This window comes from Streptomyces candidus (genome assembly GCF_014207445.1).
GTDB classification, from domain to species: Bacteria; Actinomycetota; Actinomycetes; order Streptomycetales; family Streptomycetaceae; genus Streptomyces; species Streptomyces candidus.
Genome location: NZ_JACHEM010000012.1, coordinates 113,967 through 139,482 on the forward strand (window position 1 = coordinate 113,967; position 25,516 = coordinate 139,482).

The 25,516-nt window shown below is 70.8% G+C and carries 23 protein-coding genes; 11 read left to right on the plus strand and 12 right to left on the minus strand.

What is annotated here, in order from left to right; genetic code table 11:
* Positions 1-424: 424 nt before the first annotated feature.
* Positions 425-1,252, minus strand: a complete 828-nt coding sequence (locus HNQ79_RS22525; RefSeq protein WP_185033905.1) for a Fic family protein — start codon at positions 1,250-1,252, stop codon at positions 425-427.
* A 112-nt stretch (positions 1,253-1,364) separates the two neighbouring features.
* On the opposite strand from HNQ79_RS22525, the gene HNQ79_RS22530 reads away from it, so the two are divergent.
* Positions 1,365-2,351, plus strand: a complete 987-nt coding sequence (locus tag HNQ79_RS22530; RefSeq protein ID WP_185033907.1) for an ATP-binding protein — start codon at positions 1,365-1,367, stop codon at positions 2,349-2,351.
* Positions 2,352-2,364: 13 nt separating this feature from the next.
* Here HNQ79_RS22530 and HNQ79_RS22535 read toward each other — a convergent pair whose 3' ends face one another.
* Positions 2,365-3,639, minus strand: coding sequence for a polysaccharide deacetylase family protein (locus HNQ79_RS22535; RefSeq protein ID WP_185033908.1), 1,275 nt, complete (start codon positions 3,637-3,639; stop codon positions 2,365-2,367).
* Between the two features lie 290 nt (positions 3,640-3,929).
* On the opposite strand from HNQ79_RS22535, the gene HNQ79_RS22540 reads away from it, so the two are divergent.
* From HNQ79_RS22540 to HNQ79_RS33890, 6 genes are all read left to right on the plus strand, one after another.
* On the plus strand, positions 3,930-6,428 hold the full coding sequence (locus tag HNQ79_RS22540; RefSeq protein WP_185033910.1) for a bifunctional SulP family inorganic anion transporter/carbonic anhydrase: 2,499 nt from the start codon (positions 3,930-3,932) through the stop codon (positions 6,426-6,428).
* A gap of 227 nt (positions 6,429-6,655) precedes the next feature.
* A complete protein-coding gene (acs, locus tag HNQ79_RS22545; protein WP_185033912.1) occupies positions 6,656-8,626 on the plus strand; it encodes an acetate--CoA ligase in 1,971 nt (656 codons plus the stop codon).
* Between the two features lie 210 nt (positions 8,627-8,836).
* The gene (gene nhaA, locus HNQ79_RS22550) at positions 8,837-10,282 is read left to right on the plus strand and encodes a Na+/H+ antiporter NhaA (protein WP_229923282.1); all 1,446 of its coding nucleotides are present in this window, start codon (positions 8,837-8,839) and stop codon (positions 10,280-10,282) included.
* Positions 10,283-10,358: 76 nt separating this feature from the next.
* On the plus strand, positions 10,359-10,838 hold the full coding sequence (locus HNQ79_RS22555; protein WP_185033916.1) for a phage holin family protein: 480 nt from the start codon (positions 10,359-10,361) through the stop codon (positions 10,836-10,838).
* The gene (locus HNQ79_RS22560; RefSeq protein WP_185033918.1) at positions 10,835-11,827 is read left to right on the plus strand and encodes an alpha/beta fold hydrolase; all 993 of its coding nucleotides are present in this window, start codon (positions 10,835-10,837) and stop codon (positions 11,825-11,827) included. Before HNQ79_RS22555 ends, HNQ79_RS22560 begins: the two co-directional genes overlap by 4 nt.
* A 134-nt stretch (positions 11,828-11,961) precedes the next feature.
* The gene (locus HNQ79_RS33890) at positions 11,962-12,150 is read left to right on the plus strand and encodes a hypothetical protein (protein WP_229923281.1); all 189 of its coding nucleotides are present in this window, start codon (positions 11,962-11,964) and stop codon (positions 12,148-12,150) included.
* Positions 12,151-12,220: 70 nt separating this feature from the next.
* Here HNQ79_RS33890 and HNQ79_RS22565 read toward each other — a convergent pair whose 3' ends face one another.
* From HNQ79_RS22565 to nth, 4 genes are all read right to left on the minus strand, one after another.
* A complete protein-coding gene (locus HNQ79_RS22565; protein WP_185033920.1) occupies positions 12,221-13,621 on the minus strand; it encodes a 6-phospho-beta-glucosidase in 1,401 nt (466 codons plus the stop codon).
* 47 nt (positions 13,622-13,668) lie between these two features.
* Entirely contained in the window at positions 13,669-14,874 is a 1,206-nt protein-coding gene (locus tag HNQ79_RS22570; RefSeq protein ID WP_185033930.1) for a MarP family serine protease, read from the minus strand.
* Between the two features lie 22 nt (positions 14,875-14,896).
* Positions 14,897-15,646 carry an NUDIX hydrolase gene (locus HNQ79_RS22575; RefSeq protein ID WP_185034165.1) on the minus strand — a complete coding sequence of 250 codons (750 nt, stop codon included), beginning with the start codon at positions 15,644-15,646 and terminating at the stop codon, positions 14,897-14,899.
* Between the two features lie 78 nt (positions 15,647-15,724).
* Positions 15,725-16,561 (minus strand): endonuclease III, encoded by an 837-nt coding sequence (nth, locus tag HNQ79_RS22580; protein WP_229923304.1) that lies wholly within the window; start codon positions 16,559-16,561, stop codon positions 15,725-15,727.
* A 251-nt stretch (positions 16,562-16,812) separates the two neighbouring features.
* Here nth and HNQ79_RS22585 point away from each other — a divergent pair, with 251 nt between their 5' ends.
* Positions 16,813-17,487 (plus strand): Crp/Fnr family transcriptional regulator, encoded by a 675-nt coding sequence (locus HNQ79_RS22585; RefSeq protein WP_185033934.1) that lies wholly within the window; start codon positions 16,813-16,815, stop codon positions 17,485-17,487.
* Positions 17,488-17,767: 280 nt separating this feature from the next.
* Here HNQ79_RS22585 and HNQ79_RS22590 read toward each other — a convergent pair whose 3' ends face one another.
* Entirely contained in the window at positions 17,768-18,676 is a 909-nt protein-coding gene (locus HNQ79_RS22590; RefSeq protein WP_221508038.1) for a prohibitin family protein, read from the minus strand.
* 36 nt (positions 18,677-18,712) lie between these two features.
* Between HNQ79_RS22590 and HNQ79_RS22595 the strand changes: the two genes are divergently transcribed.
* The gene (locus HNQ79_RS22595; RefSeq protein ID WP_229923279.1) at positions 18,713-19,537 is read left to right on the plus strand and encodes a nucleotidyltransferase domain-containing protein; all 825 of its coding nucleotides are present in this window, start codon (positions 18,713-18,715) and stop codon (positions 19,535-19,537) included.
* Between the two features lie 216 nt (positions 19,538-19,753).
* Here HNQ79_RS22595 and HNQ79_RS22600 read toward each other — a convergent pair whose 3' ends face one another.
* The 4 genes from HNQ79_RS22600 to sp36 all read right to left on the minus strand — a co-directional run bounded on the left by HNQ79_RS22600 (position 19,754) and on the right by sp36 (position 22,407).
* Positions 19,754-20,584, minus strand: coding sequence for an MBL fold metallo-hydrolase (locus HNQ79_RS22600; RefSeq protein ID WP_185033936.1), 831 nt, complete (start codon positions 20,582-20,584; stop codon positions 19,754-19,756).
* Complete coding sequence (locus tag HNQ79_RS22605; RefSeq protein ID WP_185033938.1) at positions 20,581-21,489, minus strand: NUDIX hydrolase; 909 nt, start codon at positions 21,487-21,489, stop codon at positions 20,581-20,583. Before HNQ79_RS22605 ends, HNQ79_RS22600 begins: the two co-directional genes overlap by 4 nt.
* Before the next feature lie 292 nt (positions 21,490-21,781).
* Complete coding sequence (locus HNQ79_RS22610) at positions 21,782-22,249, minus strand: RidA family protein (protein WP_185033940.1); 468 nt, start codon at positions 22,247-22,249, stop codon at positions 21,782-21,784.
* Entirely contained in the window at positions 22,246-22,407 is a 162-nt protein-coding gene (gene sp36, locus HNQ79_RS22615; protein WP_075033571.1) for a Sp36 family protein, read from the minus strand. The genes HNQ79_RS22610 and sp36 overlap by 4 nt, the downstream gene beginning before the upstream one ends.
* A 64-nt stretch (positions 22,408-22,471) precedes the next feature.
* Between sp36 and bagA the strand changes: the two genes are divergently transcribed.
* The gene (gene bagA, locus HNQ79_RS22620; RefSeq protein WP_260421751.1) at positions 22,472-23,488 is read left to right on the plus strand and encodes an ATPase BagA; all 1,017 of its coding nucleotides are present in this window, start codon (positions 22,472-22,474) and stop codon (positions 23,486-23,488) included.
* A complete protein-coding gene (gene bagB / locus HNQ79_RS22625) occupies positions 23,485-24,903 on the plus strand; it encodes an ATPase BagB (protein WP_185033944.1) in 1,419 nt (472 codons plus the stop codon). Before bagA ends, bagB begins: the two co-directional genes overlap by 4 nt.
* 124 nt (positions 24,904-25,027) lie before the next feature.
* Here bagB and HNQ79_RS22630 read toward each other — a convergent pair whose 3' ends face one another.
* The gene (locus HNQ79_RS22630; protein ID WP_185033946.1) at positions 25,028-25,375 is read right to left on the minus strand and encodes a WhiB family transcriptional regulator; all 348 of its coding nucleotides are present in this window, start codon (positions 25,373-25,375) and stop codon (positions 25,028-25,030) included.
* Positions 25,376-25,516 lie beyond the last annotated feature (141 nt).

Sequence of the window (25,516 nt, forward strand, 5' to 3'; positions counted from 1 at the left end):
GGGTTCCGCTCACCCGGGAACGGGAGTAGAAAGGACTCAACGGCCCGCGAGACCCAGGCCATCCGAGATGGATCGCCTGCCAGGCATCACGGCCCCACGGACCGCGCATGGAAGTCGAGCACCCACGCGACGTCGACCCGTCGATTACGGGCCAGCCGCACCAGGTGACGGGCGAAGATCCCGACCTGATGGGCAAATATTCGAGGACGCTTGGTAACTCGACGGACATGCCAGCGGCGGTACCGATTCCGGTACCGCCGCACTTTTGTGCCCGTCGACGCCTGGAACCATCCGCGCCCTGCGCCACCTGGACCCGTCCGTGCCCCACCGGCATCCGGCTCACCCGCGCACCCTCCTGCCGCAGCCGTCCAGCAAGCCCGGCCCGCACCCCCCGAGCAGGGCCCTCGAACCGCGCGGAAAGCCGTCAGGCCGCGCCGCGCTGCAACGCCTCGCACACCGCCATCGACTCGCGCGCCCCCAGCTCCACCGCGCGCCCGCAGTGCACGATCCACGCGGCCACGCCCTCCGGCGTGCCGGAGACGTAACCCTCCAGCGCCGCGAGGTACTCCGCCCGGCCCCGTTCGGCGTGGCCGACCTCGGCCGGGCAGACCGACTTGGGGTCCAGACCGCTGTTGATCAGCACGATGCGCTCGGCGGCCCGCGCGACGAGGCCGTTGTGCGAACCGAACGGCCGCAGCGCCAGCAGCTCCCCGTGCACGACGGCCGCGGTGACCAGGGCGGGCGCCGCCGCTCCTCCCGCGATGATCAGCTGCGACAGACCCTCCAGCCGCCCGGCCACCTCACTCGCACTCGGCAGCGGCAGCCCGACCAGCGGCTCGGACACGGCCTCGCCCGCCAGCCTCGGCCGTCCGACCAGTTCGTCGGCGATCCCCGCCCCACCGGCCGCCACCAGGTGCAGCCGCGCCAGCACCCGCAGCGGGGACTGACGCCAGATGGACAGCAGCTGACCGGCCTCGGCCGTCAGCCTCAGCGCCCCGCCGATCACCCGCGCCTCGTCGTCGCCGCTGAAGTCGGTCCGCCGGCGCACTTCCTCCAGCGCCCAGTCAGCGCCCGAGAGCGCCGCCGAGCCGCGTGCGCCGCGCAGCGCCGCCTCCCCGGTGATCGAGTTGCTGCGACGCCGCATGACACGGTGCCCGTAGACCCGGTCCACGGCCTTGCGTACGGAATCCACGGCCTCGGGCACGCCGGTCAGCGCGCCCAGCGCCGCCAGCGGATCAGCGTTCGTACTCATAAGTAGCGAGCGTACGCACCGATAGGGCGCACCCCGCTCCGCCCCACCTTGGAGTGGTCTTCTTCACTGATCGCACCAACGCAACGCATTCATGCCATTACCCTTGGTGAACATGAAGATCGCTTTCGTCGGGAAGGGCGGCAGTGGCAAGACCACGCTGTCCTCGCTGTTCATCCGCCACCTCACCGCCAATGAAGCCCCGGTTGTCGCCGTCGACGCCGACATCAACCAGCACCTGGGCGCGGCCCTCGGCCTCGACGAGTCCGAGGCGGCGGCGATGCCCGCGATGGGCGCGCACCTGAACCTCATCAAGAACTACCTGCGGGGCACCAACCCCCGTATCGCGTCCGCCGAGACCATGATCAAGACGACGCCGCCCGGCGAGGGTTCCCGGCTGCTGCGCGTCCGCGAGGACAACCCGGTGTACGACGCGTGTGCCCGCCCGGTCCTCCTCGACGACGGCGAGATCCGGCTGATGGCGACGGGCCCGTTCACCGAGTCCGACCTGGGCGTGGCCTGCTACCACTCCAAGGTCGGCGCGGTCGAGATGTGCCTGAACCACCTGGTCGACGGGCCCGACGAGTACGTCGTCGTCGACATGACGGCGGGCTCGGACTCCTTCGCGTCGGGCATGTTCACCCGCTTCGACATGACGTTCCTGGTCGCCGAACCTACCCGCAAGGGCGTCTCGGTCTACCGCCAGTACAAGGAGTACGCCCGGGACTACGGCATCACGCTCAAGGTCGTCGGCAACAAGGTGCAGGGCCAGGACGACCTGGACTTCCTGCGCGACGAGGTCGGCGACGACCTGCTGGTGACCATGGGTCACTCGGACTGGGTGCGCGGCATGGAGAAGGGCCGCCCCTCGCGATTCGAGCTGCTGGAGGCGGACAACCGCCTCGCTCTCCAGGTCCTGCAGAACGCCGCCGAGGACAGCTACGCGCACCGCGACTGGGAGCGGTACACCCGTCAGATGGTGCACTTCCATCTGAAGAACGCGGAGAGCTGGGGCAATGCGAAGACCGGCGCCGACCTGGCTGCCCAGGTCGACCCGGCCTTCGTACTGGACGAGCGGCGGGCGGTTCCGCAGCCCTCGTGACCCGGCCGAGGGGTCAGTGACGCTCGGCGTGCTTCGCGGGCGCGACGGCGGCCGGGGGCTGGGCCAGGAAGGTGCCCCAGTCCGTCTTCGGCGCCTGGCCGACCTTCAGGGTGCGGAGCTTGGCCAGGACCTGCGGGTCCTGGGCGTCCAGCCAGTCCGCGAGCTGGCGGAAGGACACGCAGCGCACCTCCTGCTGGGTGCAGACGGTCTTGATGGTGTCCTCGATGGCGCGCATGTACGTGCCGCCGTTCCAGGACTCGAAGTGGTTGCCGATGATCAGCGGGGCGCGGTTGCCCCGGTACGAGCGCTCGAAGGCCTGCACCAGGCCGTCGCGCATCTGGTTGCCCCAGTACTCGTGCTTGCTCTCGTCACCCCGGGCCGCGCCGGACTGGTTCATGTAGAAGTTGTAGTCCATGGACAGGGTCTGGAAGGCGCGGCCCGGGATGGGGACCAGCTGCATCGACAGGTCCCACAGCTTGCCCTGCTTCTGGGGCCAGATCTGGTCGTTGACGCCGCTGGTGTCGTAGCGGAAGCCCATCTCGGAGGCCGCCCGCATGAAGTTCTTGCGGCCCTCCAGGCAGGGGGTGCGGGCGCCGATCAGTTCCGTTTCGTAGTCGAAGGGCAGCGGCTTCACGGACTTGAGCGCCGCGTTGGACTTCCAGTTCTTGACGAAGGCCTTGGCCTGGAGGATCTCGCTCTTCCACTCCTCCTTCGACCAGGTGCCGACGCCGCCGTCCTTGCCACAGAAGTGGCCGTTGAAGTGCGTGCCGATCTCGTTGCCCTCGAACCAGGCGCCGCGGATCTGCTCCACGGTGTCCTTGATTCCCCTGGCGTCGTTGAAGCCGATGTCGGAGCGGCCCACCGAATGCCGGGGCGGGTTGTAGAGCGTCTTCTTGTCCTCGGGCAGGAGATAGACCCCGCTGAGGAAGTACGTCATCTTCGCGCCGTACTTCTGGCCGACCTTGCGGAAGTGCGAGAAGAGCCGCTGGCTGTCCTCCCCGGCCCCGTCCCACGAGAACACCACGAACTGCGGCGGCTTCTCACCGGGTGTCAGTTTCCGCGGTACGGGCTGGAACGGCTGGGGCCCGGTGTACGCGGTGGAGCCGTCGCCGATGAGACGGACAGGGCTCTTGGGGGCGGCGGCCGGACCGTTTTCCTTGGCGCCGTGGGCACCGCTTCGGCCCACGTCGGCGCCCCGGTCCGCGGAGCCCGCGCAGCCCGCGAGAAAGGCCAGGGACATTACTGCGGCTGTGACGCCGAAAGTGACTCTCTTCGTGGCGGCCATCATCCGCCCACCTCTTTCTGGATCGGCTTTTCCAACGGCCGCAGCCCGAACAGGCCGAAACGGCGCGGCAAACCTCGCATGCACCCACACGCCTATTGATGCGACAAGCCGTAGAAAAGCTTTATTCACCGGTTCGGGTGAACACACGACCCATTTGCCCCCATAGGCCCTGCCGACTCTTTACTCCGAATTACGATTCATTTACCGAGAGTTTTAAGTCCCCCGCTGCATGCCGTGACCCACGGCCGCGACACCTGAGTCCCGCGACCCGCGCTGCCCCGGAGGAGACAAAGATGTCTGCTTGCGTACCCACTCGCCCCGACCACACCTCTCGCACCACCCGGGCCTCCCGGTTCCAGCGACCGCACAGCCCGCCGTCCGACGCCTCCGGCGCACCCGGCGAGGGCGGATCCCGCAGAGGCCGCTTCAAAATCGCCGGCTCCGACGTGTCCGCCTCGATCACCGTGTTCCTGATCGCGGTGCCCATGTCGCTGGGGCTGGCCGTCGCCATCGGCGCGCCGCTCCAGGCGGGATTGATCGGCGCCGCCGTCGGCGGCATCGTCGCCGGCCTCCTCGGCGGCTCCCCCCTCCAGGTCAGCGGCCCCTCCGCCGGGCTGACCGTCGTGACCGCCGAGCTGATCCAGCGGTACGGATGGCGCACCACCTGCGGGATCGTGATCTGCGCCGGTCTGGTGCAGGTCCTCCTCGGGTCCCTCAAGGCCGCCCGCAACGCGCTCGCCGTCAGCCCCGCCATCGTGCACGGCACCCTCGCCGGCATCGGCGTCGCCATCGCACTGGCCCAGCTGCACATCGTCCTGGGCGGCTCACCGCAGAGTTCGGCCACCGCCAACGCCCTGGCGCTGCCCGAGCAGCTGGCGAACGTCCGGCCCGCCGCGCCGCTGATCGGCGCGCTCACCATCGCCGTGCTCGCCCTGTGGCCCCGCCTTCCCGGCCGTACGGGACGAATCCTCCGCAAGACCCCCGCCGCGCTCGCGTCGGTCGCGCTCGCCACGGCGGTCGCCGCCCTCGCGGCCCCCCGCATCGCCCGGGTCGACCTGCCGTCCTGGCGCAGTCACGCGCTGCCGGAAATGCCCGAGGGGCCGGTACTCGCCCTGGTGGCGGCGGTGCTGACCGTGACCCTGGTGGCGAGCCTGGAGTCGCTGCTGTCCGCGGTGGCCGTGGACAAGCTGGCCGCCGACCGGGCGACCACCGCCGGGACGGCGCCGGTACCGCGCTCCGACCTGGACCGCGAACTGCGCGCGCAGGGCGCCTCCAACATGCTGACCGGGCTGCTCGGCGGGCTGCCGATCTCCGGCGGCGCCGTGCGCAGTTCCGCCAACGTCCGGGCGGGTGCGGTCAGCCGGGCCTCCACCGTGCTGCACGGGGTGTGGGTGCTGCTCGCCGCCGCGCTGCTGGTCGGCGTGCTGGAGTGGATTCCGCTCGCCGCGCTGGCCGCCCTCGTGATGGTGGTGGGCATCCAGATGGTGAGCTTCGCGCACATCCGTAACGTGCACCGGCACCGGGAGTTCCTGGTGTACGCCACCACGGTCGCCGGTGTCGTGCTGTTCGGCGTACTGGAGGGCGTGGCCGTGGGCGTCGCGGTCGCCGTCGCCGTGGCCATGCACCGGCTGGCCAGAACTCGTATCGTCGCCGAGGTCACGTCCGACGGGATCCATCACGTACGGGCCCGGGGGCAGTTGACCTTCCTGGCCGTGCCCCGGCTGAGCCGGGCCCTGAGCCAGGTGCCGCGCGGGGCGCACGCGGTGGTGGAGCTGGACGGTTCCTTCATGGATCACGCGGCGTACGAGACCCTGCAGACCTGGCAGGACTGTCATGTGGCGCAGGGCGGGAAGGTCGAGGTCACGGGCCGTACCGGCATCCGGGTCTCCGGTTCCGCTTCGCATCCGGCGCACAACTGCTGCCGGCCGTGGACGCCCTGGCGCAACCACCACTGCTCCGAACACGCCCCTCCCGCCGAGGCGTCCACGCCGTCCCGCCCCGCGCGCACGCGTCACCTGGCCAGCGGGCTCAGCGCGTTCCAGCGCAACACCGCGCCGCTGGTCCGCGACGAACTGGCCCGACTGGCCCGCGAGGGACAGCAGCCGACGCAGCTCTTCCTGACCTGCGCGGACTCCCGGCTGGTCACGAGCATGATCACGTCGAGCGGGCCGGGCGACCTGTTCACCGTGCGCAACGTGGGCAATCTGGTGCCGCCGACCGGCTCCGAGGCCGGGGACGACTCGGTTGCCGCTGCCATCGAGTACGCCGTGGACGTGCTGGGGGTCGAATCGATCACGATCTGCGGACACTCCGGTTGCGGGGCCATGCAGGCCCTGCTGAACGGGCCCGCCGAGGGCGGGGCGAACACCCCGCTGCGACGCTGGCTGCGGCACGGGACGCCGAGCCTCAAGCGGATGACGAGCCGGTCCCACTCGTGGGCGCGGATCTCCGGGCGGCTGCCCACCGATGTGGTCGAGCAACTGTGTCTGACCAATGTGGTCCAGCAGTTGGAGCACCTGCGCCAGCACGAGTCGGTCAAGCGGCGGCTCGCCGAAGGCACGCTGGAGCTGCACGGAATGTACTTCCACGTGGGCGAGGCACAGGCGTATCTGCTGGTCGACGGGGCCCGCGTCGGGGAGACCATCGAGGTCTTCGAGCGGGTGCCACCGTCGGTGGACGCCGGACAGCCCGTACCGCCACTGCCGTCGCACACCGAGCTGCCGTCCCACGCGAAGCCGGTGACCCGGCCGAAGCCCTCGTCGCACTCCGAACTGGAGGACCTCAACGCCTGAACCTTCGCAGGCGTGCGTCCGTGCAACCGTATGGCCCCCCGCGCAGGGACGCGCGGGGGGCCGTACGGGTGTCGGGCACGGAGTCCGGGGGAGACGGCGGGCAGTACGTCGTAGCAGTGCGCAGCAGCTCAGAGCCGCAATAGGTCTAAACCAATTGTCCGATGGCTCTTGTCACCCGGCCCCGGGACTGATGAGCTGGACACCGGGACACATCGGACGCCCTGGGAATGGGAGATGTCGTGAGCAATGAAAGCCTGGCCAACCTTTTGAAGGAAGAGCGTCGATTCGCTCCTCCCACAGAGCTGGCCGCGAACGCCAACGTCACCGCGGAGGCGTACGAACAGGCCAAGGCCGACCGTCTCGGCTTCTGGGCCGAGCAGGCGCGCCGGCTCACCTGGGCCACCGAGCCCACCGAGACGCTCGACTGGTCGAACCCGCCCTTCGCGAAGTGGTTCGCGGACGGCGAACTCAACGTCGCCTACAACTGCGTGGACCGGCACGTCGAGGCCGGCAACGGCGACCGCGTCGCCATCCACTTCGAGGGCGAGCCGGGCGACAGTCGCGCCCTCACGTATGCGGAGCTCAAGGACGAGGTGTCGCGCGCCGCGAACGCCCTGACCGAGCTGGGCGTACGCAAGGGCGACCGCGTCGCCGTCTACCTGCCGATGATCCCCGAGGCCGCGGTCGCGATGCTGGCCTGCGCCCGGATCGGCGCCGCGCACTCGGTCGTCTTCGGCGGTTTCTCCGCCGACGCCGTCGCCTCCCGCATCCAGGACGCCGACGCGAAGCTCGTCATCACCGCCGACGGCGGCTACCGGCGCGGCAAGCCGACCGCACTGAAGCCCGCGATCGACGAGGCCGTCGCGAAGTGCCCGCAGGTGGAGCACGTCCTCGTCGTACAGCGCACGCAGCAGGAGACGGCGTGGGACGCGCCCCGCGACGTGTGGTGGCACGAGATCGTGGAGCGTCAGTCCGCCGAGCACACGCCGGAGGCCTTCGACGCCGAGCACCCGCTGTTCATCCTCTACACCTCCGGCACAACGGGTAAGCCCAAGGGCATCCTGCACACCTCTGGCGGCTACCTCACCCAGACGGCATACACCCACCACGCGGTCTTCGACCTCAAGCCGGAGACCGACGTCTACTGGTGCACCGCCGACATCGGCTGGGTGACCGGCCACTCGTACATCGTGTACGGCCCGCTCGCGAACGGCGCCACGCAGGTCATGTACGAGGGCACGCCCGACACCCCGCACCAGGGGCGCTTCTGGGAGATCGTCCAGAAGTACGGCGTGACGATCCTCTACACCGCGCCGACCGCGATCCGCACGTTCATGAAGTGGGGCGACGACATCCCCGCGAAGCTCGACCTGTCGTCGCTGCGGGTCCTGGGATCGGTCGGCGAGCCGATCAACCCCGAGGCGTGGATGTGGTACCGCAAGCACATCGGCGCCGACAAGTGCCCCATCGTGGACACCTGGTGGCAGACCGAGACCGGGGCGATGATGATCGCGCCGCTGCCGGGCGTGACGGAGACCAAGCCGGGTTCGGCGCAGCGCGCACTGCCCGGAATCTCCGCGACCGTGGTCGACGACGAGGCCCGCGAGGTACCCGACGGCGGTGGCGGCTACCTGGTGCTGACGGAGCCGTGGCCGTCCATGCTCCGTACGATCTGGGGCGACGACCAGCGGTTCCTCGACACGTACTGGGCCCGGTTCCAGGACAAGTACTTCGCCGGTGACGGCGCGAAGAAGGACGACGACGGCGACATCTGGCTGCTGGGCCGGGTCGACGACGTGATGCTGGTCTCCGGTCACAACATCTCCACCACCGAGGTCGAATCCGCGCTCGTCTCGCACCCGTCGGTCGCCGAGGCGGCCGTCGTGGGCGCCGCCGACGAGACGACCGGTCAGGCGATCGTCGCCTTCGTGATCCTGCGCGGCACCGCGTCCGAGACCGAGACGCTCGTCGCCGAACTCCGCAGCCACGTAGGCACCGCCCTCGGCCCGATCGCCAAGCCGAAGCGCATCCTGCCGGTCGCGGAACTACCCAAGACCCGCTCCGGAAAGATCATGCGGCGGCTGCTGCGCGACATCGCCGAGGACCGTGAGCTGGGCGACGTCTCGACGCTCACCGACGCCTCGGTGATGGGCCTCATTCAGGCGAAGCTGCCGAGCTCGGCACAGAACGAGGACTGAAACGCGTCATCGCGGGCAAGGGCATCCGGACGGCGGCTCCGCCGTGCCGGGTGCCCTTTTCGCTCGTATGGTGAAGATCGCCGGATACGTCCTTGCGCACCCCGGGTAGAGTTGATCGTCGCGTCAGGAGCGCGTCAAAACTCAACAGGTGCGCCGGGAAGTCTGGTCGGCAATGTGCTTCGTGCTGCCCACCGACCGGAGGTTTTTCCCGTGGCCGCCCCCCCTCAGACCCCCACGCCCACCCCGCCGGGAGACCGCAAGGTGCTCGGCCGGCTCCCGCTCCCCGAGCGGACGTACGTCGCCAACGCGCTGCGCACCGAGACGGTCGGCGGAATACTGCTCCTCATAGCCGCGATCGCCGCACTGATCTGGGCGAACACCTTCGGAGCGAGTTACGAGGCCTTCCGCAATCTGCACTTCGGCCCCGACTTCCTCCACCTGAACCTGAGCATCCAGCACTGGGCCGCCGACGGTCTGCTGGCCATCTTCTTCTTCGTCGCCGGCATCGAGCTCAAGCGCGAGCTGGTCGCGGGCGAACTGCGCGACCCCAAGGCCGCCGCCCTCCCCGTGATCGCCGCCGTCTGCGGCATGGCAGCCCCGGCCCTGGTCTACGTCGCGGTGAACACCTTCGGCGGCGGCGACCTGGGCGGCTGGGCCGTTCCGACCGCCACCGACATCGCCTTCGCCCTGGCCGTCCTCGCGGTCATCGGCACCTCGCTGCCGTCCGCGCTGCGGGCCTTCCTGCTGACCCTGGCGGTCGTCGACGACCTCTTCGCGATCCTGATCATCGCGGTCTTCTTCACCAGCGACCTGAACTTTCTGGCGCTCGGCGGGGCGGTCGTCGGCCTGGCCCTCTTCTGGCTGCTGCTGCGCGTAGGCGTCCGTGGCTGGTACGTGTACGTGCCGCTGGCCCTGGCGATCTGGGGCCTGATGTACAACAGCGGCGTGCACGCCACCATCGCCGGTGTCGCGATGGGCCTGATGCTGCGCTGCTCGCGGCGCGAGGGCGAGGAGCACTCGCCGGGCGAGCACATCGAGCACCTGGTGCGACCGGTGTCGGCAGGGTTGGCGGTTCCGATGTTCGCCCTGTTCTCGGCCGGTGTCGCCATCACCGGCGGTGCGCTCGCCGACGTGTTCACCAAGCCGGAGACGCTGGGCGTGGTGCTGGGCCTGGTGCTCGGCAAGGCGCTGGGCATCTTCGGCGGTACGTGGCTGGCGGCCCGGTTCACCAAGGCGGAACTCAACGACGACCTGGTCTGGCCCGACGTCTTCGCGATCGCCACGCTGGCCGGAATCGGCTTCACCGTCTCGCTGCTGATCGGCGAACTCGCCTTCACCGACGACCTGAAGCTCGCCGACGAGGTCAAGGCGTCCGTCCTCATCGGCTCGCTGATCGCGGCTCTGCTGTCGGCGGTACTGCTGAGGCTGCGGGTCCGCAAGTACCGTGCGCTCTACGAAGAGGAAGAGCGCGACGAGGACATGAGCGGCGTGCCGGACGTCTACGAGGTGGGCCAGCAGGACTACCACCTGCGGATGGCCGCCATCCACGAGGCGAAGGCCGAGGAGCACCGGAAGCTGGCCGAACAGTGCGCCGGCGGCGACAAGAGCGGAGAAGTGCCGGGGGCAGCGCGCGACGAGGGCGCCGGTCCGGCATGATCTGACTGGCGATCCAACGAGTCCGGGCCGAGACGGGCCCGGACTCGTACAGCTTGAACCGAAGAAGGAGACAGCGATGAGCGACCCCGCGCGCAACGTCCACGGCGTCGAGAGCGCCGAACGCAGCCTCGGCCAGCTGGTCGCCGCGGCGACCACCGAGATGTCCGCGCTCGTGCACGACGAGATCGCGCTGGCAAAGATCCAGCTCAGGCAGGACGTCAAGCGCGGAGCGGTCGGCGGCGGGGCGTTCGGCGCGGCGGGGGTCGTGCTGATCTTCTCGCTGCCGATGCTGAGCTTCGCACTGGCGTACGGCATTCACGCGTGGACCGACTGGCACCTCTCGGTCTGCTTCGTACTTTCCTTCGTCGCGAACCTGCTGGTGGCAGGGCTGCTCGCGCTGATCGGCGTCGTCTTCGCGAAGAAGGCCAAGCAGGGCAAGGGCCCGCAGAAGGTCGCCGCCTCCGCCAAGGAGACGGCCGCCGTCCTCGGAAACGCGAAGCCCCACCCGCGAGAGGTGCAGGACGACACGGTCGTTGTGGCACGCTCATCGGTATGACAGCCCTCGACGCGGACAGCTCCTCCGGTACGCTCCCGCCGGCCCCGGTAAGCGGACCGTCGGCCTCCGGCAACGGGTCGACGGCCTCTCTCGTACGGCTCGACGGGCCGTGGACACACCGGGACGTGGCCGCCAACGGCGCCCGCTTCCACATCGCGGAGCTGGGGGAAGGACCGCTGGTCCTCCTGCTGCACGGGTTCCCCCAGTTCTGGTGGACGTGGCGGCACCAGATGACCGCGCTCGCCGACGCCGGTTACCGGGCCGTGGCCATGGACCTGCGCGGAGTGGGCGGCAGCGACCGTACGCCCCGGGGTTACGACCCGGCCAACCTCGCGCTCGACATCACGGGCGTCGTACGGTCCCTGGGCGAGCCGGACGCCGCTCTCGTCGGGCACGACCTGGGCGGGTACCTGGCCTGGACGGCGGCGGCGATGCGGCCCAAGCTGGTGCGCCGGCTGGTCGTCTCGTCGATGCCGCACCCCAGGCGCTGGCGCTCGGCGATGCTGTCGGACTTCGCCCAGACCCGGGCCGGCTCCTACGTCTGGGGATTCCAGCGGCCGTGGGTGCCGGAGCGTCAGCTGGTCGCGGACGACGCGGCGCTGACCGGACGGCTGATCCGCGAGTGGTCGGGGCCCCGGCAGCCGGAGGACAAGGACGTGGACACCTACCGCCGGGTGATCCAGATCCCCTCGACCGCGCACTGCTCGATCGAGCCGTACCGGTGGATGGTGCGGTCGATGGCGCGCCCCGACGGGCTCCAGTTCAACCGGCGGATGAAGGCACCGGTGCGGGTGCCGACACTGCACCTGCACGGTGCGCTCGACCCGGTGATGCGCACGCGCAGCGCGGCCGGTTCGGGCGAGTACGTCGACGCGCCCTACCGGTGGCGGCTGTTCGACGGGCTCGGGCACTTCCCGCACGAGGAGGACCCGGCGGCCTTCTCCACCGAGCTGGTGAACTGGCTGAAGGACCCCGAACAGGACCGGTAGCAGCCCCCGCCCAGCAGCAAATCTCTTCACGCACCGGAACGCTTGTCCTACGAACAGCCAAATGCCTGCCGCATAGGCCAATTGGCGGGCCGTCAGGCGATTACCGACCTTGGGGCCCGGGCAAACGTCGGGGTATGGGCTGGACGCACGACTTCGGTGACTCAGCACGCAACCGCCGCTCGGCCACAGCGCCGACCACCCGCGAGAGGGGACGCCCGCACGATGAGGGTCATGTACACCCCGGTCAGGCGATGGGCATCCCGCGCATCCTCCGGCGCCGCGCCCGGTGGGTGTCGGCGCGACTGAGGCACCAGCGGACCTGATCCGTCGTCCGCGGCTGCGACCGTACCCCCCGTCCCTGGCGGTCCGGGGTGCGCGCGTGCGCGCGCGGGGCTAACGCTCCCGGAGGTACCCGAGGCCCGGGTGCGCGTCCCGGTAGCCCGTCAGCAGCCTGCGCGCCACCTGGACCGAGTCGACGAGCGGGTGCAGGGCGAACGCCTTCACCGCGTCCCGCGCCGACCCGCTCTCCGCCGCGTCAAGTACGCAGCGCTCCACGGCCTTCACGGCGGCCACCAGACCCGCCTCGTGGCCGGCGAGCTGCGACACGGCGACGGGTCGGGCACCGGCCGCGTCGACCGTGCAGGGGACCTCGACAACGGCTGCCTCGTCGAGGACGTCCAGGACCCGGCCCCCCGGCCGGTCCGGCATCGCGTTGCGGACGTTGAGGATCAGCGTCGTGCGTTCGTCGCGCGCGACGGCCCGCATCAGGGCCAGCGCGACGTACTCGTACCCGCCGGACTCCAGGTCGTCGGCCGCGCGCTCACCCGCGCCCGCCGCCTCCCGGTTCTCCGCCATGTACGTCGCCTCCCGCTCGGCCCTCGTACGGTCCCAGGCCTCCCAGGCAGCGCCCGAGGGCGCGCGGTGCGGCCCGGCGGACAGCTCCTCGTAGAAACGTGCCTGCTGGTCCCGGAGGAAGGCTCCGCGGGTCTGCCTCGCCTGCCGGTAGGCCGCCACCGCCTCCCGGTTGAAGTAGTAGTAGTGCAGGTACTCGTTGGGCACGGAGCCCAGCGCACGCAGCCAGTCCGCGCCGAACAGCCTGCCCTCCTCGAAGGACGTCAGCCGGGCCTGGTCGACGAACAGCTCCGGGAGTACGTCGCGGTCGTCGACGTACAGGCCGCGCAGCCAGCCCAGGTGGTTGAGACCGGCGTAGTCGGCGCGGGCCGCCGCCGGGTCGGGCACGCCGAGGGTCCGCGCCACCCGGCGGGCCAGGCCGACCGGTGAGTCGCAGATGCCGATGACCCGGCTCCCGAGATGGCGCGACATCGCCTCGGTGACCAGTCCGGCAGGGTTGGTGAAGTTGATCACCCAGGCGTCCGGGGCCAGCCGCGCCACCCGGCGGGCGATGTCGACCGCGACGGGCACCGTCCGCAGCCCGTACGCGATGCCGCCCGCGCCGACGGTCTCCTGCCCCAGCACCCCCTCGTCCAGGGCCACCCGTTCGTCGGCCGCCCGGCCCGCCAGACCGCCGACCCGGATCGCCGAGAAGACGAAGTCCGCGCCCCGCAGAGCGTCGTCGAGGTCCGTGGTGACCCGCACCTCGGGCGCCTCGGGGGCGCCTTCGGCGCGGGCGGCCACCGCCTGGTCGCAAAGGACCCGGGCGATGGCGTCCAGCCGGGCCGCGTCGAGATCGTGCAGGGTGACGCGGGTGACACGGCCCTCGCCTCGGTCGCGCAGCAGCGCCCCGTACACCAGGGGGACACGGAATCCGCCGCCGCCCAGGATCGTCAGATGCACGCTTCAGCCTCTCGGATCGGGGATCGGCAGTTCTTCGGACCAGGACCTCAGAGCGCGCAGCCCTGGCTGTCCACCTGCTGGTTGGCCGTGCGGCCGATCCTGATGTCGTCGCGGATCTCGTCGACCGTCAGCGCGTACCCGGTGTCCGGGTCGTCCAGGGACTTGGCGAAGACGACGCCGTACACCTCGCCCTCGGGGGTGAGCAGGGGGCCGCCGGAGTTGCCCTGGCGGACCGTCGAGTACAGCGAGTAGACGTCGCGGCGGACCGTGCCGCGATGGTAGATGTCCGGGCCCTTGGCGTTGATGCGGCCGCGGACGCGCGCCGAGCGGACGTCGTACGCGCCGTTCTCCGGGAACCCGGCGACGATCGCCCCGTCGCCGCTGCGGGCGTCGCCCTCGGTGAACTGGAGCGGGCGCGCCCTCAGGTCGGGTACGTCCAGGACGGCGATGTCGCGCTGCCAGTCGTAGAGGACGACCTTCGCGTCGTACAGCTTGCCCTCGCCGCCGATCTGCACGGTGGGCTCGCTGACCCCGCCGACGACGTGCGCGTTCGTCATGACGCGGCGGTCGGAGAAGACGAAGCCGGTGCCCTCCAGGACCTTGCCGCAGCTGGGCGCGGTACCGACGACCTTGACGATGGACTGCTTGGCGCGAGCCGCGACCGGGCTGCCCGCGAGTTTCGGGTCCGGGGCCCTGACCTCGGTGATCGGCTCGTTGGAGAACGGGCTGAACACCTGCGGGAAACCGTTCTGCGCGAGCACCGAGCTGAAGTCCGCGAACCAGTTGGCGGCCTCGCCCGGCACCACCCGGTCCACCCCGAGCAGCACCTTGGAACTGCGCACCTCCTTGCCGACGGTGGGCAACGAGGTGCCCGCGACGAGCGAGCCGATCAGCCACGCCACGAGCAGCATCGCGCAGACGTTGACCAGCGCGCCGCCGGACGCGTCCAGGGCGCGCGCGGGCGACCAGGTGATGTGCCGGCGCAGCTTGTTGCCGAGGTGGGTGGTGAAGGCCTGCCCCACCGAGGCACAGACGATCACGATCACGACCGCCACCAGGATGCCGGTGGTGGAGTCGCCGAGGGACGAACCGTCGGCGAACCACCCCCAGACCACCGGCAGCAGATAGACCGCGGCGAGTCCGCCGCCGAGGAACCCGATCACCGACAGCACGCCGACGACGAATCCCTGGCGGTATCCGATGATCGCGAACCACACGGCAGCGAGCAGCAACACAATGTCCAGGACGTTCACGCCCGCCACCCTGTCATGTCCGTCATGCGTGCCAGTCGAGAGGGACCTCGCGAGAGGGGTCCCAGGGCCGCTCCCAGCCGGCGAAGTGCAGCACTTTGTCGACCACACCGGCCGTGAATCCCCACAGCAGGCCCTCCTCCAGCAGGAAGGCCGGGCCACGGTGACCACGCGGGTGCACGCTGGTGGCGCGGTTGGCCGGGTCAGTGAGGTACGCCACCGGCACCGTGAAGACACTGGCCGTCTCGCCCTGGTCGACGGCACCGACCGGGCTCGGGGAGCGCCACCAGCCCAGCACGGGCGTCACCACGAAACCGCTGACGGGGATGTAGAGGCGGGGCAGCACGCCGAAGACCTGAACGCCGGAGGGGTCGAGTCCGGTCTCCTCCTCGGCCTCCCGCAGCGCCGTCCGCAGCGGCCCGGTGGTCAGCGGGTCGCCGTCCTCGGGGTCGAGGGCGCCGCCGGGGAAGGAGATCTGCCCCGCGTGCGAGCGCAGGCTGCTCGCACGCTCCATCAGCAGCAGCTCGGGGCCGTGCGTCCCCTCACCGAAGAGGACCAGGACGGCGGACTGCCGCCCGCTGCCGCTCGCGGGCGGCAGGAAGGCGCTGAGCTGCTCCGGCCGGACGCTGCGGGCCGCGGCGGCCACCGGCTCCAGCCAGCCGGGCAACCCGCGGTCGGTGACGTTGACCAGGGGGAGGCCGGGGACGTCCGCCGGTGGCGCGGCCCCGCTCCCGTACACCTCACTTGTGGCGCTCGGCGCGCTCGCACGTCTCATAGGCACCCCCGTACTGTCCCGTACTGTCCCAACGTCCGCTCCCGGGACGATCGTTCCGGATTCGGCCGACCCGTTCGGTCACGGTGCGGCCGGCCCCGCTCCCAGCGGCGGGGCGGGTTTGCCGCCCGCGTCCAGGAACGACTGCGGGGGCTTCAGCCGCTGCCCCGGGTACCCGCCCTTCTCGTACTTCAGCAGCTTCTCGGCCTTCTGCGGGTCCGTCTCGCCCTCGCCGTACGACGGGCACAGCGCGGCGATCGGGCAGGCTCCGCAGGCCGGCTTGCGGGAATGGCAGATGCGGCGGCCGTGGAAGACGACGCGGTGCGAAAGCATCGTCCACTCGCTCTTCGGGAAGATCTCGGCGACCACCGCCTCGACCTTGACCGGGTCCTCCTCGTCGGTCCACTTCCAGCGGCGCACCAGGCGGCCGAAATGGGTGTCGACGGTGATGCCGGGGACTCCGAAGTAGTTCCCGAGGACCACGTTGGCGGTCTTGCGGCCCACGCCCGGCAGCTTCACCAGGTCCTCGATCCGGCCGGGCACCTCCCCGCCGAAGTCGTCCCGCAGGGCCGTGGCGAGCCCCAGCAGGGACCTGGCCTTGGCGCGGAAGAAACCCGTCGGCCGGATGATCTCCTCCAGCTCCTCCGGCACCGCCGCCGCCATGTCCTCCGGCGTCGGGTAGGCCGCGAAGAGGGCCGGAGTGGTCTGATTGACCCGCAGGTCCGTGGTCTGGGCGGACAGCACCGTGGCGACCAGCAGCTGGAAGGGGTCCTCGAAATCGAGCTCCGGATGGGCGTACGGGTAAACCTCCGCGAGCGCTCGGTTGATCTTGCGGGCGCGGCGGACCATGCCGAGGTGCGACTCGGCCTTCGCCTTTTTCGCCGCCCTCACCGGCTTCGCCGCGCCCTGTTCGCCCACGGCTGAATCACGACCTGCTGTCACCTGCCCTGCCCCCTTGACCTGCGCTCTCACCGGCTTGTTGGACACCCGGCCAGCCTAGAGGCAGGCACTGACATCCGCCTTGGTCACGGCCAAATGCCTACCCAATCAGCCCCCTGCAGCACGACCAGGCCCGCTGGTAAGTCATCCTTAGTGATTGATCGCACTGTTTTACCGTCCGGCATCATGGGGACCCAGGTCCCCTGAGCAGGTCGACAAGGAGAGAACACGTGGACGACGTTCTGCGGCGCGCCCCGCTCTTCGCGGCGCTCGATGACGAGCAGGCCGCGGAGCTGCGCGCCTCGATGAGTGAGGTGACCCTCGCACGCGGGGACGCCCTGTTCCACGAGGGCGACCCCGGCGACCGCCTCTATGTGGTGACCGAGGGCAAGGTGAAGCTGCACCGCACCTCCCCCGACGGCCGCGAGAACATGCTGGCCGTGCTCGGCCCCGGCGAACTGATCGGCGAACTGTCGCTCTTCGACCCGGGCCCGCGCACCGCCACCTCGACGGCACTCACCGAGGTCAAGCTGCTCGGCCTCGGCCACGGCGACCTCCAGCCCTGGCTGAACGTACGCCCCGAGGTCGCGACCGCGCTGCTGCGCGCCGTGGCCCGCCGGCTGCGCAAGACCAACGACCAGATGTCCGACCTGGTCTTCTCCGACGTACCGGGCCGGGTGGCCCGCGCGCTCCTGGACCTGTCGCGCCGCTTCGGCGTGCAGTCCGAGGAGGGCATCCACGTCGTGCACGACCTCACGCAGGAAGAGCTCGCCCAGCTGGTCGGCGCCTCCCGCGAGACGGTCAACAAGGCGCTCGCGGACTTCGCGGGCCGCGGCTGGCTGCGCCTGGAGGCACGGGCCGTGATCCTGCTGGACGTCGAGCGTCTGGCGAAGCGCTCGCGCTGACGGGACCGCTCGCCCGCACGGCAGCTTCCTCCGCCCGTACGGGAGTGGGCCGCACCCTCCTGGGGTGCGGCCCACTGGCGTACCCGGACAGGCCCGTACGGGCGGCGCGCACGGGCAGGACCGCACCGACGGCACGTACCGGCAGGCGCTCGGCGTGACGGGCCGTGCCGACGCTCCGAACCGGCGCGCACGTACCCGGCCGGGCCCGCGGCGGCGGTCCGTAGGTTCGTACCGGTGCACGCGTACCCGGGTGCGCCGTGTCTCCGTGTCCGGCCTGCGGTCAGTTCTTGCCGACGATCACGGGGGTCTTGCCGCCCTCGCCGCACGGGACCGCGTACACCGGGTGCTTCTGGGCGGCCTCCTTGTAGGCGTCGATGCACTGGTTGTAGAGCACCTTGTCGGTGAGGGAGTTGTTCAGGATGCGATTGGCCTGCGCGATGCCCTCGGCCTCGATCTTTCGGCGCCTGGCCTCGGCGGCGGCCGTCTTCGCCGCCTCCTCGGCCCGCTCGGTGGACTGCTGCTGCTGGATCTTGCGGTCGATCTGGCCCTGGAGCTGGGCGGACGGCTTCACGTTGCGCAAATTGACCGCGGTGACGGCGATCCCGCGAGGGGCCAGCCGAGCCTTGGTCAGGTCGCCGATCTCCGCGTTGATCTTCTCGCGGGCCGAGGAGTAGCCCTGCTCGCTCGTGTGCCGGGCGAACACGTTGCGGATGATCTCCCGGCTGTCCGGCTGCACCAGACGCTGCTGCACGGACTCCTCGCTGCCCGCGAGGCGGTACAGCTCCACGACCTTGTCCGGGGTCACCGCCCATTTCACGGTCACCTCGACCTCCATGACGCCGCCCTGCGACGAACGGACTTCCACGACGTCCTTGTCGGACAGGTTGAGGTCGACGGGACGCGTCGAGAAGGACGTGACGGTGGTGAACGGCGACCGGATGTGCATCCCGGACAGCATCGGCCCGCCGACCTTGCCGAAGGTGACCGGCACTCCGACTTCGTACGCGCTCATCACGTACAGGCAGCTGGTGATCCCCGCCAGGAGACCCGCCAGGAGGGCGCCCGCCGCGCCCAGCTTCAGACCGCGGGCACGCTGCGCGCGGCCGACCAGGAACAGCACCAGTGCCGCGAGGAGCAGCAGGATGGACAGCACGAACACAGTGGTTCCCCCCAGGAACAAAACGATCATGATACGAACGCGGACGATGTAGGCGGAGCGTAAGCCATGGCGGCCGAACAGGGCGGTGGGATGGGAAGGCGAAGCCACCCGTACATCGAGCGCGAAGGCTCGCTGAAGCGGGTCCAGGAGGAGTTCCGGCCCGTCGTGGACGCGCTGCACGCGCGCGTGGCCGAGGTGTTCGGCCCCGACCGGCTGCACAGTGCCTACCTGTACGGGTCGGTGCCGCGCGGGACCGCCCGCCCCGGCCGCTCGGACCTCGACGTCCTGCTGGTCCTGCACGCGCAGCCGACGGAGGCCGACCGGGCGGACGCGGAGCGCGTCGGTGCGGAACTGGACGCCGGGTTCGGGCAGATCGACGGCGTGGGAACGCTGTTGTTCAGCGAGACCGTGCTGATGAGCGAGCTGGAACGGTACGACCTGGGCTGGTTCGTCGCCTGCCTCTGCACACCCCTCATCGGGCCGGACCTGGCGCAGCGGCTGCCCCGCTACCGGCCCACCTCGTTGCTCGCCCGGGAGACCAACGGGGACCTGGCAGACGTGCTCCCGCGCTGGCGGGAACTGGTCGGCCGGGCCGCTACGGACACGGAACGGCGCCGATTGGCACGCATCTTCGCGCGGCGCCTCGTACGGACCGGCCTGACCCTCGTCATGCCGCGCGCGGGCCTTTTCACCAGCGATCTCACCGAATCCGCCGAAGTGTTCGCCCGCTACTACCCGGCGCGTGGCGACGAGATGCGAAAAGCCGCGCAGGCGGCCGGGAACCCGACGGCCGATCCGTCCGTTCTCCTTTCGTACACCGAGGATCTCGGCCCGTGGCTGGCGAGCGAATACATCGCGGTCCACGGCCGCAAGACTCCCCGGCCGTACTGAACCACCGCAGGCCCCGGGCCTTCGCGCCCCCGCAGCTTGTGAACTGCACAGGGATGAAGCAGGAGTTCCGGTTCCGCACGGCATCGGCCGACCCGACCGGCCCGCCCGGCCCCACACGATCCGGAGCCTTCCGGACGACCCGCAGCCTCCCCCACGGTCCGGAACGAGCCGTACGACCCCGCGCGGCCCGTACGGCCCGCAGCAGTTCCGCGCGGCTCAGATCAGGCCGTGCTCGCGCAGGTACTCCAGCTGCGCGCGCACCGACAGTTCGGCCGCCGGCCACAGGGAACGGTCCACGTCCGCGTACACCGCCGCCACCACCTCGGACGCACCGCGGTGCCCGTTCTCCACGGCCGTCTCCACCTGCGCCAGCCGGTTGGCCCGGTGCGCCAGATAGAACTCGACCGCGCCCTGGGCGTCTTCGAGCACGGGACCGTGCCCCGGCAGGACGAACCGCACCCCGTCGTCCACCGTCAGCGACCGCAGCCGCCGCAGCGAGTCGAGGTAGTCCCCCAGCCGCCCGTCCGGGTGCGCCACCACTGTCGTGCCGCGCCCCAGTACCGTGTCCCCCGTCAACACGGCCTGGTCGGACGGCAGATGGAAGCAGAGGGAGTCGGCGGTGTGCCCGGGAGTGGGCACCACCCGCATCTCGATTCCGCCGGTGGTGATCACATCACCCGCGCCCAGTCCCTCGTCCCCGATCCGCAGCGCGGGATCGAGCGCCCGCACCGGGGTCCGGGTCAGCTCCGCGAACCGTGCGGCGCCCTCCGCGTGGTCCGGATGCCCGTGCGTCAGCAGGGTCAGCGCGACGCGCTTGCCCGCCCTCTCGGCGGCGCCGATCACCGCCCGCAGGTGCCCGTCGTCCAGGGGCCCGGGGTCCACCACGACGGCCAGGTCCGAATCCGGCTCGGACACGATCCAGGTGTTGGTGCCGTCGAGCGTCATCGCCGACGGATTGGGGGCAAGGACATTCACCGCGCGTGCGGTGGCACGCCCGGACAGCACACCGCCCCGCGGCTGGCCCGGCAGGGCCGCTGCGTCGGTCAACGGGATCCTCCCCGGGTTCCGCCGCCCGCGGCGGGGACGTGTTTGGTGAACTCCTCGTGGCCCGGCCAGCTCAGCACCACCTCGCCGCCCTCCAGCCGTGCCTGTGCAAGCACGGGCGTCATGTCCCGGTCAGCTGCCCCGGCCAGGACCTCTGACACCGTCCCGTACGGCTGGAGTCCGCGCAGCGTGGAAATGGTGGGCGGCATCATCAGCAGCTCACCCCGGTCGTAACCGGCGGCGGCCTCGGCCGGGGCGATCCACACCGTCCGGTCGGCCTCCGTGGAGGCGTTGCGGGTCCGCTGCCCGGCCGGCAGTGCGGCCACGAAGAACCAGGTGTCGTACCGCCTGGGTTCGAACTCCGGGGTGATCCAGCGCGCCCACGCGCCCAGCAGGTCGGAGCGCAGCACCAGCTGCCGCCGGTCGAGGAACTCGGCGAAGCCCAGCTCACGGGCGACCAGGGCCTGCCGGTCCGCCTCCCAGTCCGGGCCGGTGATGTCACCGACCACGGTCTGCGCGGTGGGTCCGGCAAGGAGGACGCCCGCTTCCTCGAAGGTCTCGCGCACCGCCGCGCAGACGACCGCCTGGGCGCCGCCCGGGTCGTCGGGCAGCCCGAGCCGTTCGGCCCAGCGGGTCAGCGAGGGGCCCGCCCAGCGGACGCGGGAGTCGTCGTCGCGGGGATCGACGCCGCCCCCGGGATACGCGTACGCGCCTCCGGCGAAGGCCATGGAGGCGCGTCTGCGCAACATGTGTACGGACAGCCGGCCCGCGTCACCGGCACCGCTCGTACCGTCGCTCAGCAACAGCACCGTCGCGGCCCGCTTCGGGGCGGCGGCGACCAGCTCGCCGTTCGCCAGCGCACGGATCCGGTCGGGCCATTCGGGCGGGTACCACTGACCATTGGACATGGCCGGATGCTACGGGCAACCGTCCCGATGTTCGAGAGGCGGCTGCCCCCAGCACGCGTCCACAAGTGCTCATCCAGCGGAGCTCGGCCATCGGTGCTCATGCATCGGTGCTCGGACACCAGCACGCACACGCCGGCCCTCGCGCACCTGCACGCCCAGGTTCCGGCGCACACCGCCCTTCGCGCGCCCGCACGCCCGGGTACCGGCACACACCAGCCCTCGCGCGTCCGCGCCCTCAGGCAGCGGCACTCGCCCGGCGCACTCGCCTGTCGCACTCGCCTGCCGAGGAGGGTCAGGCGCTGACGAGCTCCACCTGGATCTCGACCTCGACCGGTGCGTCAAGCGGCAGGACGGCCACGCCGACGGCGCTGCGGGCGTGCACGCCCTTGTCGCCGAGGACCTCGCCGAGCAGCTCGCTCGTGCCGTTGAGCACGGCGGGCTGGCCGGTGAAGTCCGGGGCCGAGGCCACGAAGCCGACGACCTTCACGACGCGCGCGATGCGGTCCAGGTCACCGACGACGGACTTCACGGCCGCCAGGGCGTTCAGCGCGCAGATCCGCGCCAGGTCCTTGGCCTCCTCGGGGGTGACCTCCGCGCCGACCTTGCCGGTGCACGGCATGGCGCCGTCCACCATCGGCAGCTGGCCCGCGGTGTACACGTACACCCCGGACTGCACGGCCGGCTGGTAGGCGGCCAGTGGCGGAACCACCGCCGGCAGGGTCAGGCCGAGCGAGGCGAGCTTCTCCTCGACAGCGCTCATGCGGACTTCTCCCGCTTGAGGTAGGCCACCAGCTGCTCCGGGTTGTTCGGCCCAGGCACTACCTGGACGAGCTCCCAGCCGTCTTCGCCCCACGTGTCCAGGATCTGCTTCGTCGCGTGCACGAGCAGGGGGACGGTGGCGTATTCCCATTTGGTCATGCGGCCGACTGTAGCCGGTGGAAACGGACGGGAAGGACGGCCTCCTGATTGGGCGACGGGCGGACTGGTTAGGCTCGGAGGCGTGAGCAGGCTCCAGGTCGTCAGTGGCAAGGGCGGTACCGGCAAGACCACGGTCGCCGCCGCACTCGCGCTCGCCCTCGCCACCGAGGGCAAACGCGCCCTCCTGGTGGAGGTCGAGGGCAGACAGGGCATCGCGCAGCTCTTCGAGACGGAAGCCCTTCCGTACGAGGAGCGCAAGATCGCTGTCGCGTCGGGCGGCGGGGAGGTGTACGCCCTCGCGATCGACGCGGAACGCGCGCTGCTCGACTACCTCCAGATGTTCTACAAGCTGGGGAGCGCCGGCCGGGCCCTGAAGAAGCTCGGCGCGATCGACTTCGCGACAACCATCGCACCGGGGCTGCGGGACGTCCTGCTGACCGGCAAGGCCTGCGAGGCGGTGCGCCGCCGGGACAAGAAGAACGCCTACGTCTACGACTACGTGGTGATGGACGCCCCGCCGACCGGGCGCATCACCAAGTTCCTCAACGTGAACGACGAGGTCGCGGGCCTGGCGAAGTTCGGGCCGATACACAACCAGGCGCAGGCCGTGATGCGGGTCCTCAAGTCCCCCGAGACGGCCGTGCACTTCGTGACGCTCCTGGAGGAGATGCCGGTCCAGGAGACCGCCGACGGCATCGCGGAGCTGCGGGCCGCCGAGCTGCCCGTCGGCAAGGTCATCGTGAACATGGTCCGCCCGCAGCTGGTGGACGAGCAGGCGCTGCGCACGGCGGCCGGCGAGCAGCGCACCGAGGTGGCCAGGGCGCTCTCCCGGGCCGGCCTGGGCGGGGCAGGGCGCGGAGGCGTCGCCGAGCGCCTGGTGGAGCCCCTCCTGGAGCAGGCCGCGGAACACGCGCAGCGGGTCGAACTGGAGCGGGAGCAACGTGCCGCGCTGGCCCAGCTGGACCTGACGACGTACGAACTCCCGCTGCTGGGCGAGGGGTTGGACCTGGCCGGCCTGTACCGGCTGGCGGCGGAGCTCCGTGCCCACCTGGGCGCGGAACGAGCGGGGGGAACGGCATGAGCACAAGCACGGGCAGGCCGCAGGCGATGGCCGCGGCACCGGCGCTGGACATCGATCCGCTGCTCGACGACCCCGCGACCCGCATCATCGTGTGCTGCGGCTCCGGCGGCGTCGGCAAGACGACGACCGCGGCCGCCCTGGGCGTACGCGCGGCCGAGCGCGGGCGGCGTGCGGTCGTACTGACCATCGACCCGGCGCGCAGGCTGGCGCAGTCGATGGGCATCGACTCCCTCGACAACGTGCCGCGCCGGGTCAAGGGCATCGACGAGGGCGCCGGTGGCGAGCTGCACGCGATGATGCTCGACATGAAGCGCACCTTCGACGAGATCGTCGAGGCGCACGCGGACGCGGACCGGGCCCGCGCCATCCTGGACAACCCCTTCTACCAGTCCCTGTCCGCCGGGTTCGCCGGTACGCAGGAGTACATGGCGATGGAGAAGCTGGGCCAGCTCCGTGCGCGCGACGAGTGGGACCTGATCGTCGTGGACACCCCGCCGAGCCGGTCCGCACTGGACTTCCTGGACGCCCCGAAGCGGCTGGGGTCCTTCCTGGACGGCAAGTTCATCCGGGTGCTGATGGCGCCGGCGAAGGTCGGCGGCCGCGCCGGGATGAAGTTCCTCAACGTCGGCATGTCGATGATGACGGGCACGCTCAGCAAGCTGATGGGCGGTCAACTCCTGCGTGATGTGCAGACGTTCGTGGCGGCGATGGACACGATGTTCGGCGGCTTCCGGACGCGGGCGGACGCGACGTACCGGCTGCTCCAGGCGCCGGGCACGGCCTTCCTGGTGGTCGCCGCCCCGGAGCGGGACGCGTTGCGCGAGGCGGCGTACTTCGTCGAGCGGCTCGCGGCGGAGGACATGCCACTGGCCGGTCTCGTACTCAACCGGGTCCACGGCAGCGCAGCCCCTCAGCTGTCGGCCGAGCGGGCACTCGCCGCCGCGGAGAGTCTCACGGCGGAGAACGGCCACGGGGAAAACCTCGGCGAGCACGGCATTGTGGATCAGACGGACGGGAATGCTGGTCCTCGTGACGCCACGGCCGCCACTCCCCAGACGCCCGGGTCACCCCCGACGCCCAGCACAACGCAGACCCCTGAGTCACCCCAGGCCCTTGAGCACGCTTCCGCCGAACGCGCCGCCGACTCCACGGACGAGGACGGCGCAGACGGTGTCGAGCAGCTGACGGCGGGCCTGCTGCGGCTGCATGCCGAACGCATGCGGGTACTCGCGCGTGAACAGCGAACGCGCGACCGCTTCACCGCGCTCCACCCCGAGGTGGCAGTGACCGAAGTCGCCGCCCTGCCCGGGGACGTGCACGATCTGGCCGGTCTTCGGACCATCGGTGAGCGGCTGGCGGACGATCAGGCATCCCCGCCCGACCTCGCACCTTCTGCACCGTCACCTTCGGTCTGACGGACCCCAGTTCGACACCGGAGCACTCGCGGTCCTATCCGTACTCGTCCCGCACCCGTCAGCGCGGGGTCCGACGTAACCCGTCCGGCCCCGTGCCACGAGTGGCCCAACGAGCACGATCGGCCTAGCCCACCGCGGCGTACGTCTCCTCGTAGATCTCGTCGTCCTCCAGCACGTCCGGCAGGATTCCCGCGCTGCGCTCGTACTCCGTGCGCGCGGTCTCCAGGAGCCGACGCCACGAGGTGACGGTCGGACGCCGGCGCAGCAGAGCGCGGCGTTCCCGCTCCGTCATGCCGCCCCACACGCCGAACTCGACGCGGTTGTCCAGCGCATCGGCCAGGCACTCGGTACGCACCGGACATCCGGTGCACACCGCCTTGGCCCGGTTCTGCGCTGCTCCTTGTACGAACAGTTCATCCGGATCGGTAGTGCGGCAGGCTGCCTGCGCACTCCAGTCGGTTACCCAGCCCATCCCGGCGCCGTCCTCTCCCGAATAATCGAGGCTCCCCCACGGCGACAGCGGCATATTCACCGCTGCCAGTTGAGGACGTTACGGAAGGTGGGCACAGCGCAACACCCCCTTCGGGCCCAATCTTGAATGGCCCGAACGGAC

Coding starts and splice junctions, on each gene's coding strand:
- HNQ79_RS22525 (WP_185033905.1), bottom strand. CDS start 1,252: ATGAGTACGAACGCTGATCCGCTGGCGGCGCTGGGCGCGCTGACCGGC.
- HNQ79_RS22530 (WP_185033907.1), top strand. CDS start 1,365: ATGAAGATCGCTTTCGTCGGGAAGGGCGGCAGTGGCAAGACCACGCTG.
- HNQ79_RS22535 (WP_185033908.1), bottom strand. CDS start 3,639: ATGATGGCCGCCACGAAGAGAGTCACTTTCGGCGTCACAGCCGCAGTA.
- HNQ79_RS22540 (WP_185033910.1), top strand. CDS start 3,930: ATGTCTGCTTGCGTACCCACTCGCCCCGACCACACCTCTCGCACCACC.
- acs (WP_185033912.1), top strand. CDS start 6,656: ATGGGAGATGTCGTGAGCAATGAAAGCCTGGCCAACCTTTTGAAGGAA.
- HNQ79_RS22555 (WP_185033916.1), top strand. CDS start 10,359: ATGAGCGACCCCGCGCGCAACGTCCACGGCGTCGAGAGCGCCGAACGC.
- HNQ79_RS22560 (WP_185033918.1), top strand. CDS start 10,835: ATGACAGCCCTCGACGCGGACAGCTCCTCCGGTACGCTCCCGCCGGCC.
- HNQ79_RS33890 (WP_229923281.1), top strand. CDS start 11,962: ATGGGCTGGACGCACGACTTCGGTGACTCAGCACGCAACCGCCGCTCG.
- HNQ79_RS22575 (WP_185034165.1), bottom strand. CDS start 15,646: ATGAGACGTGCGAGCGCGCCGAGCGCCACAAGTGAGGTGTACGGGAGC.
- HNQ79_RS22590 (WP_221508038.1), bottom strand. CDS start 18,676: ATGATCGTTTTGTTCCTGGGGGGAACCACTGTGTTCGTGCTGTCCATC.
- HNQ79_RS22595 (WP_229923279.1), top strand. CDS start 18,713: ATGGCGGCCGAACAGGGCGGTGGGATGGGAAGGCGAAGCCACCCGTAC.
- HNQ79_RS22605 (WP_185033938.1), bottom strand. CDS start 21,489: ATGTCCAATGGTCAGTGGTACCCGCCCGAATGGCCCGACCGGATCCGT.
- HNQ79_RS22610 (WP_185033940.1), bottom strand. CDS start 22,249: ATGAGCGCTGTCGAGGAGAAGCTCGCCTCGCTCGGCCTGACCCTGCCG.
- sp36 (WP_075033571.1), bottom strand. CDS start 22,407: ATGACCAAATGGGAATACGCCACCGTCCCCCTGCTCGTGCACGCGACG.
- bagB (WP_185033944.1), top strand. CDS start 23,485: ATGAGCACAAGCACGGGCAGGCCGCAGGCGATGGCCGCGGCACCGGCG.
- HNQ79_RS22630 (WP_185033946.1), bottom strand. CDS start 25,375: ATGGGCTGGGTAACCGACTGGAGTGCGCAGGCAGCCTGCCGCACTACC.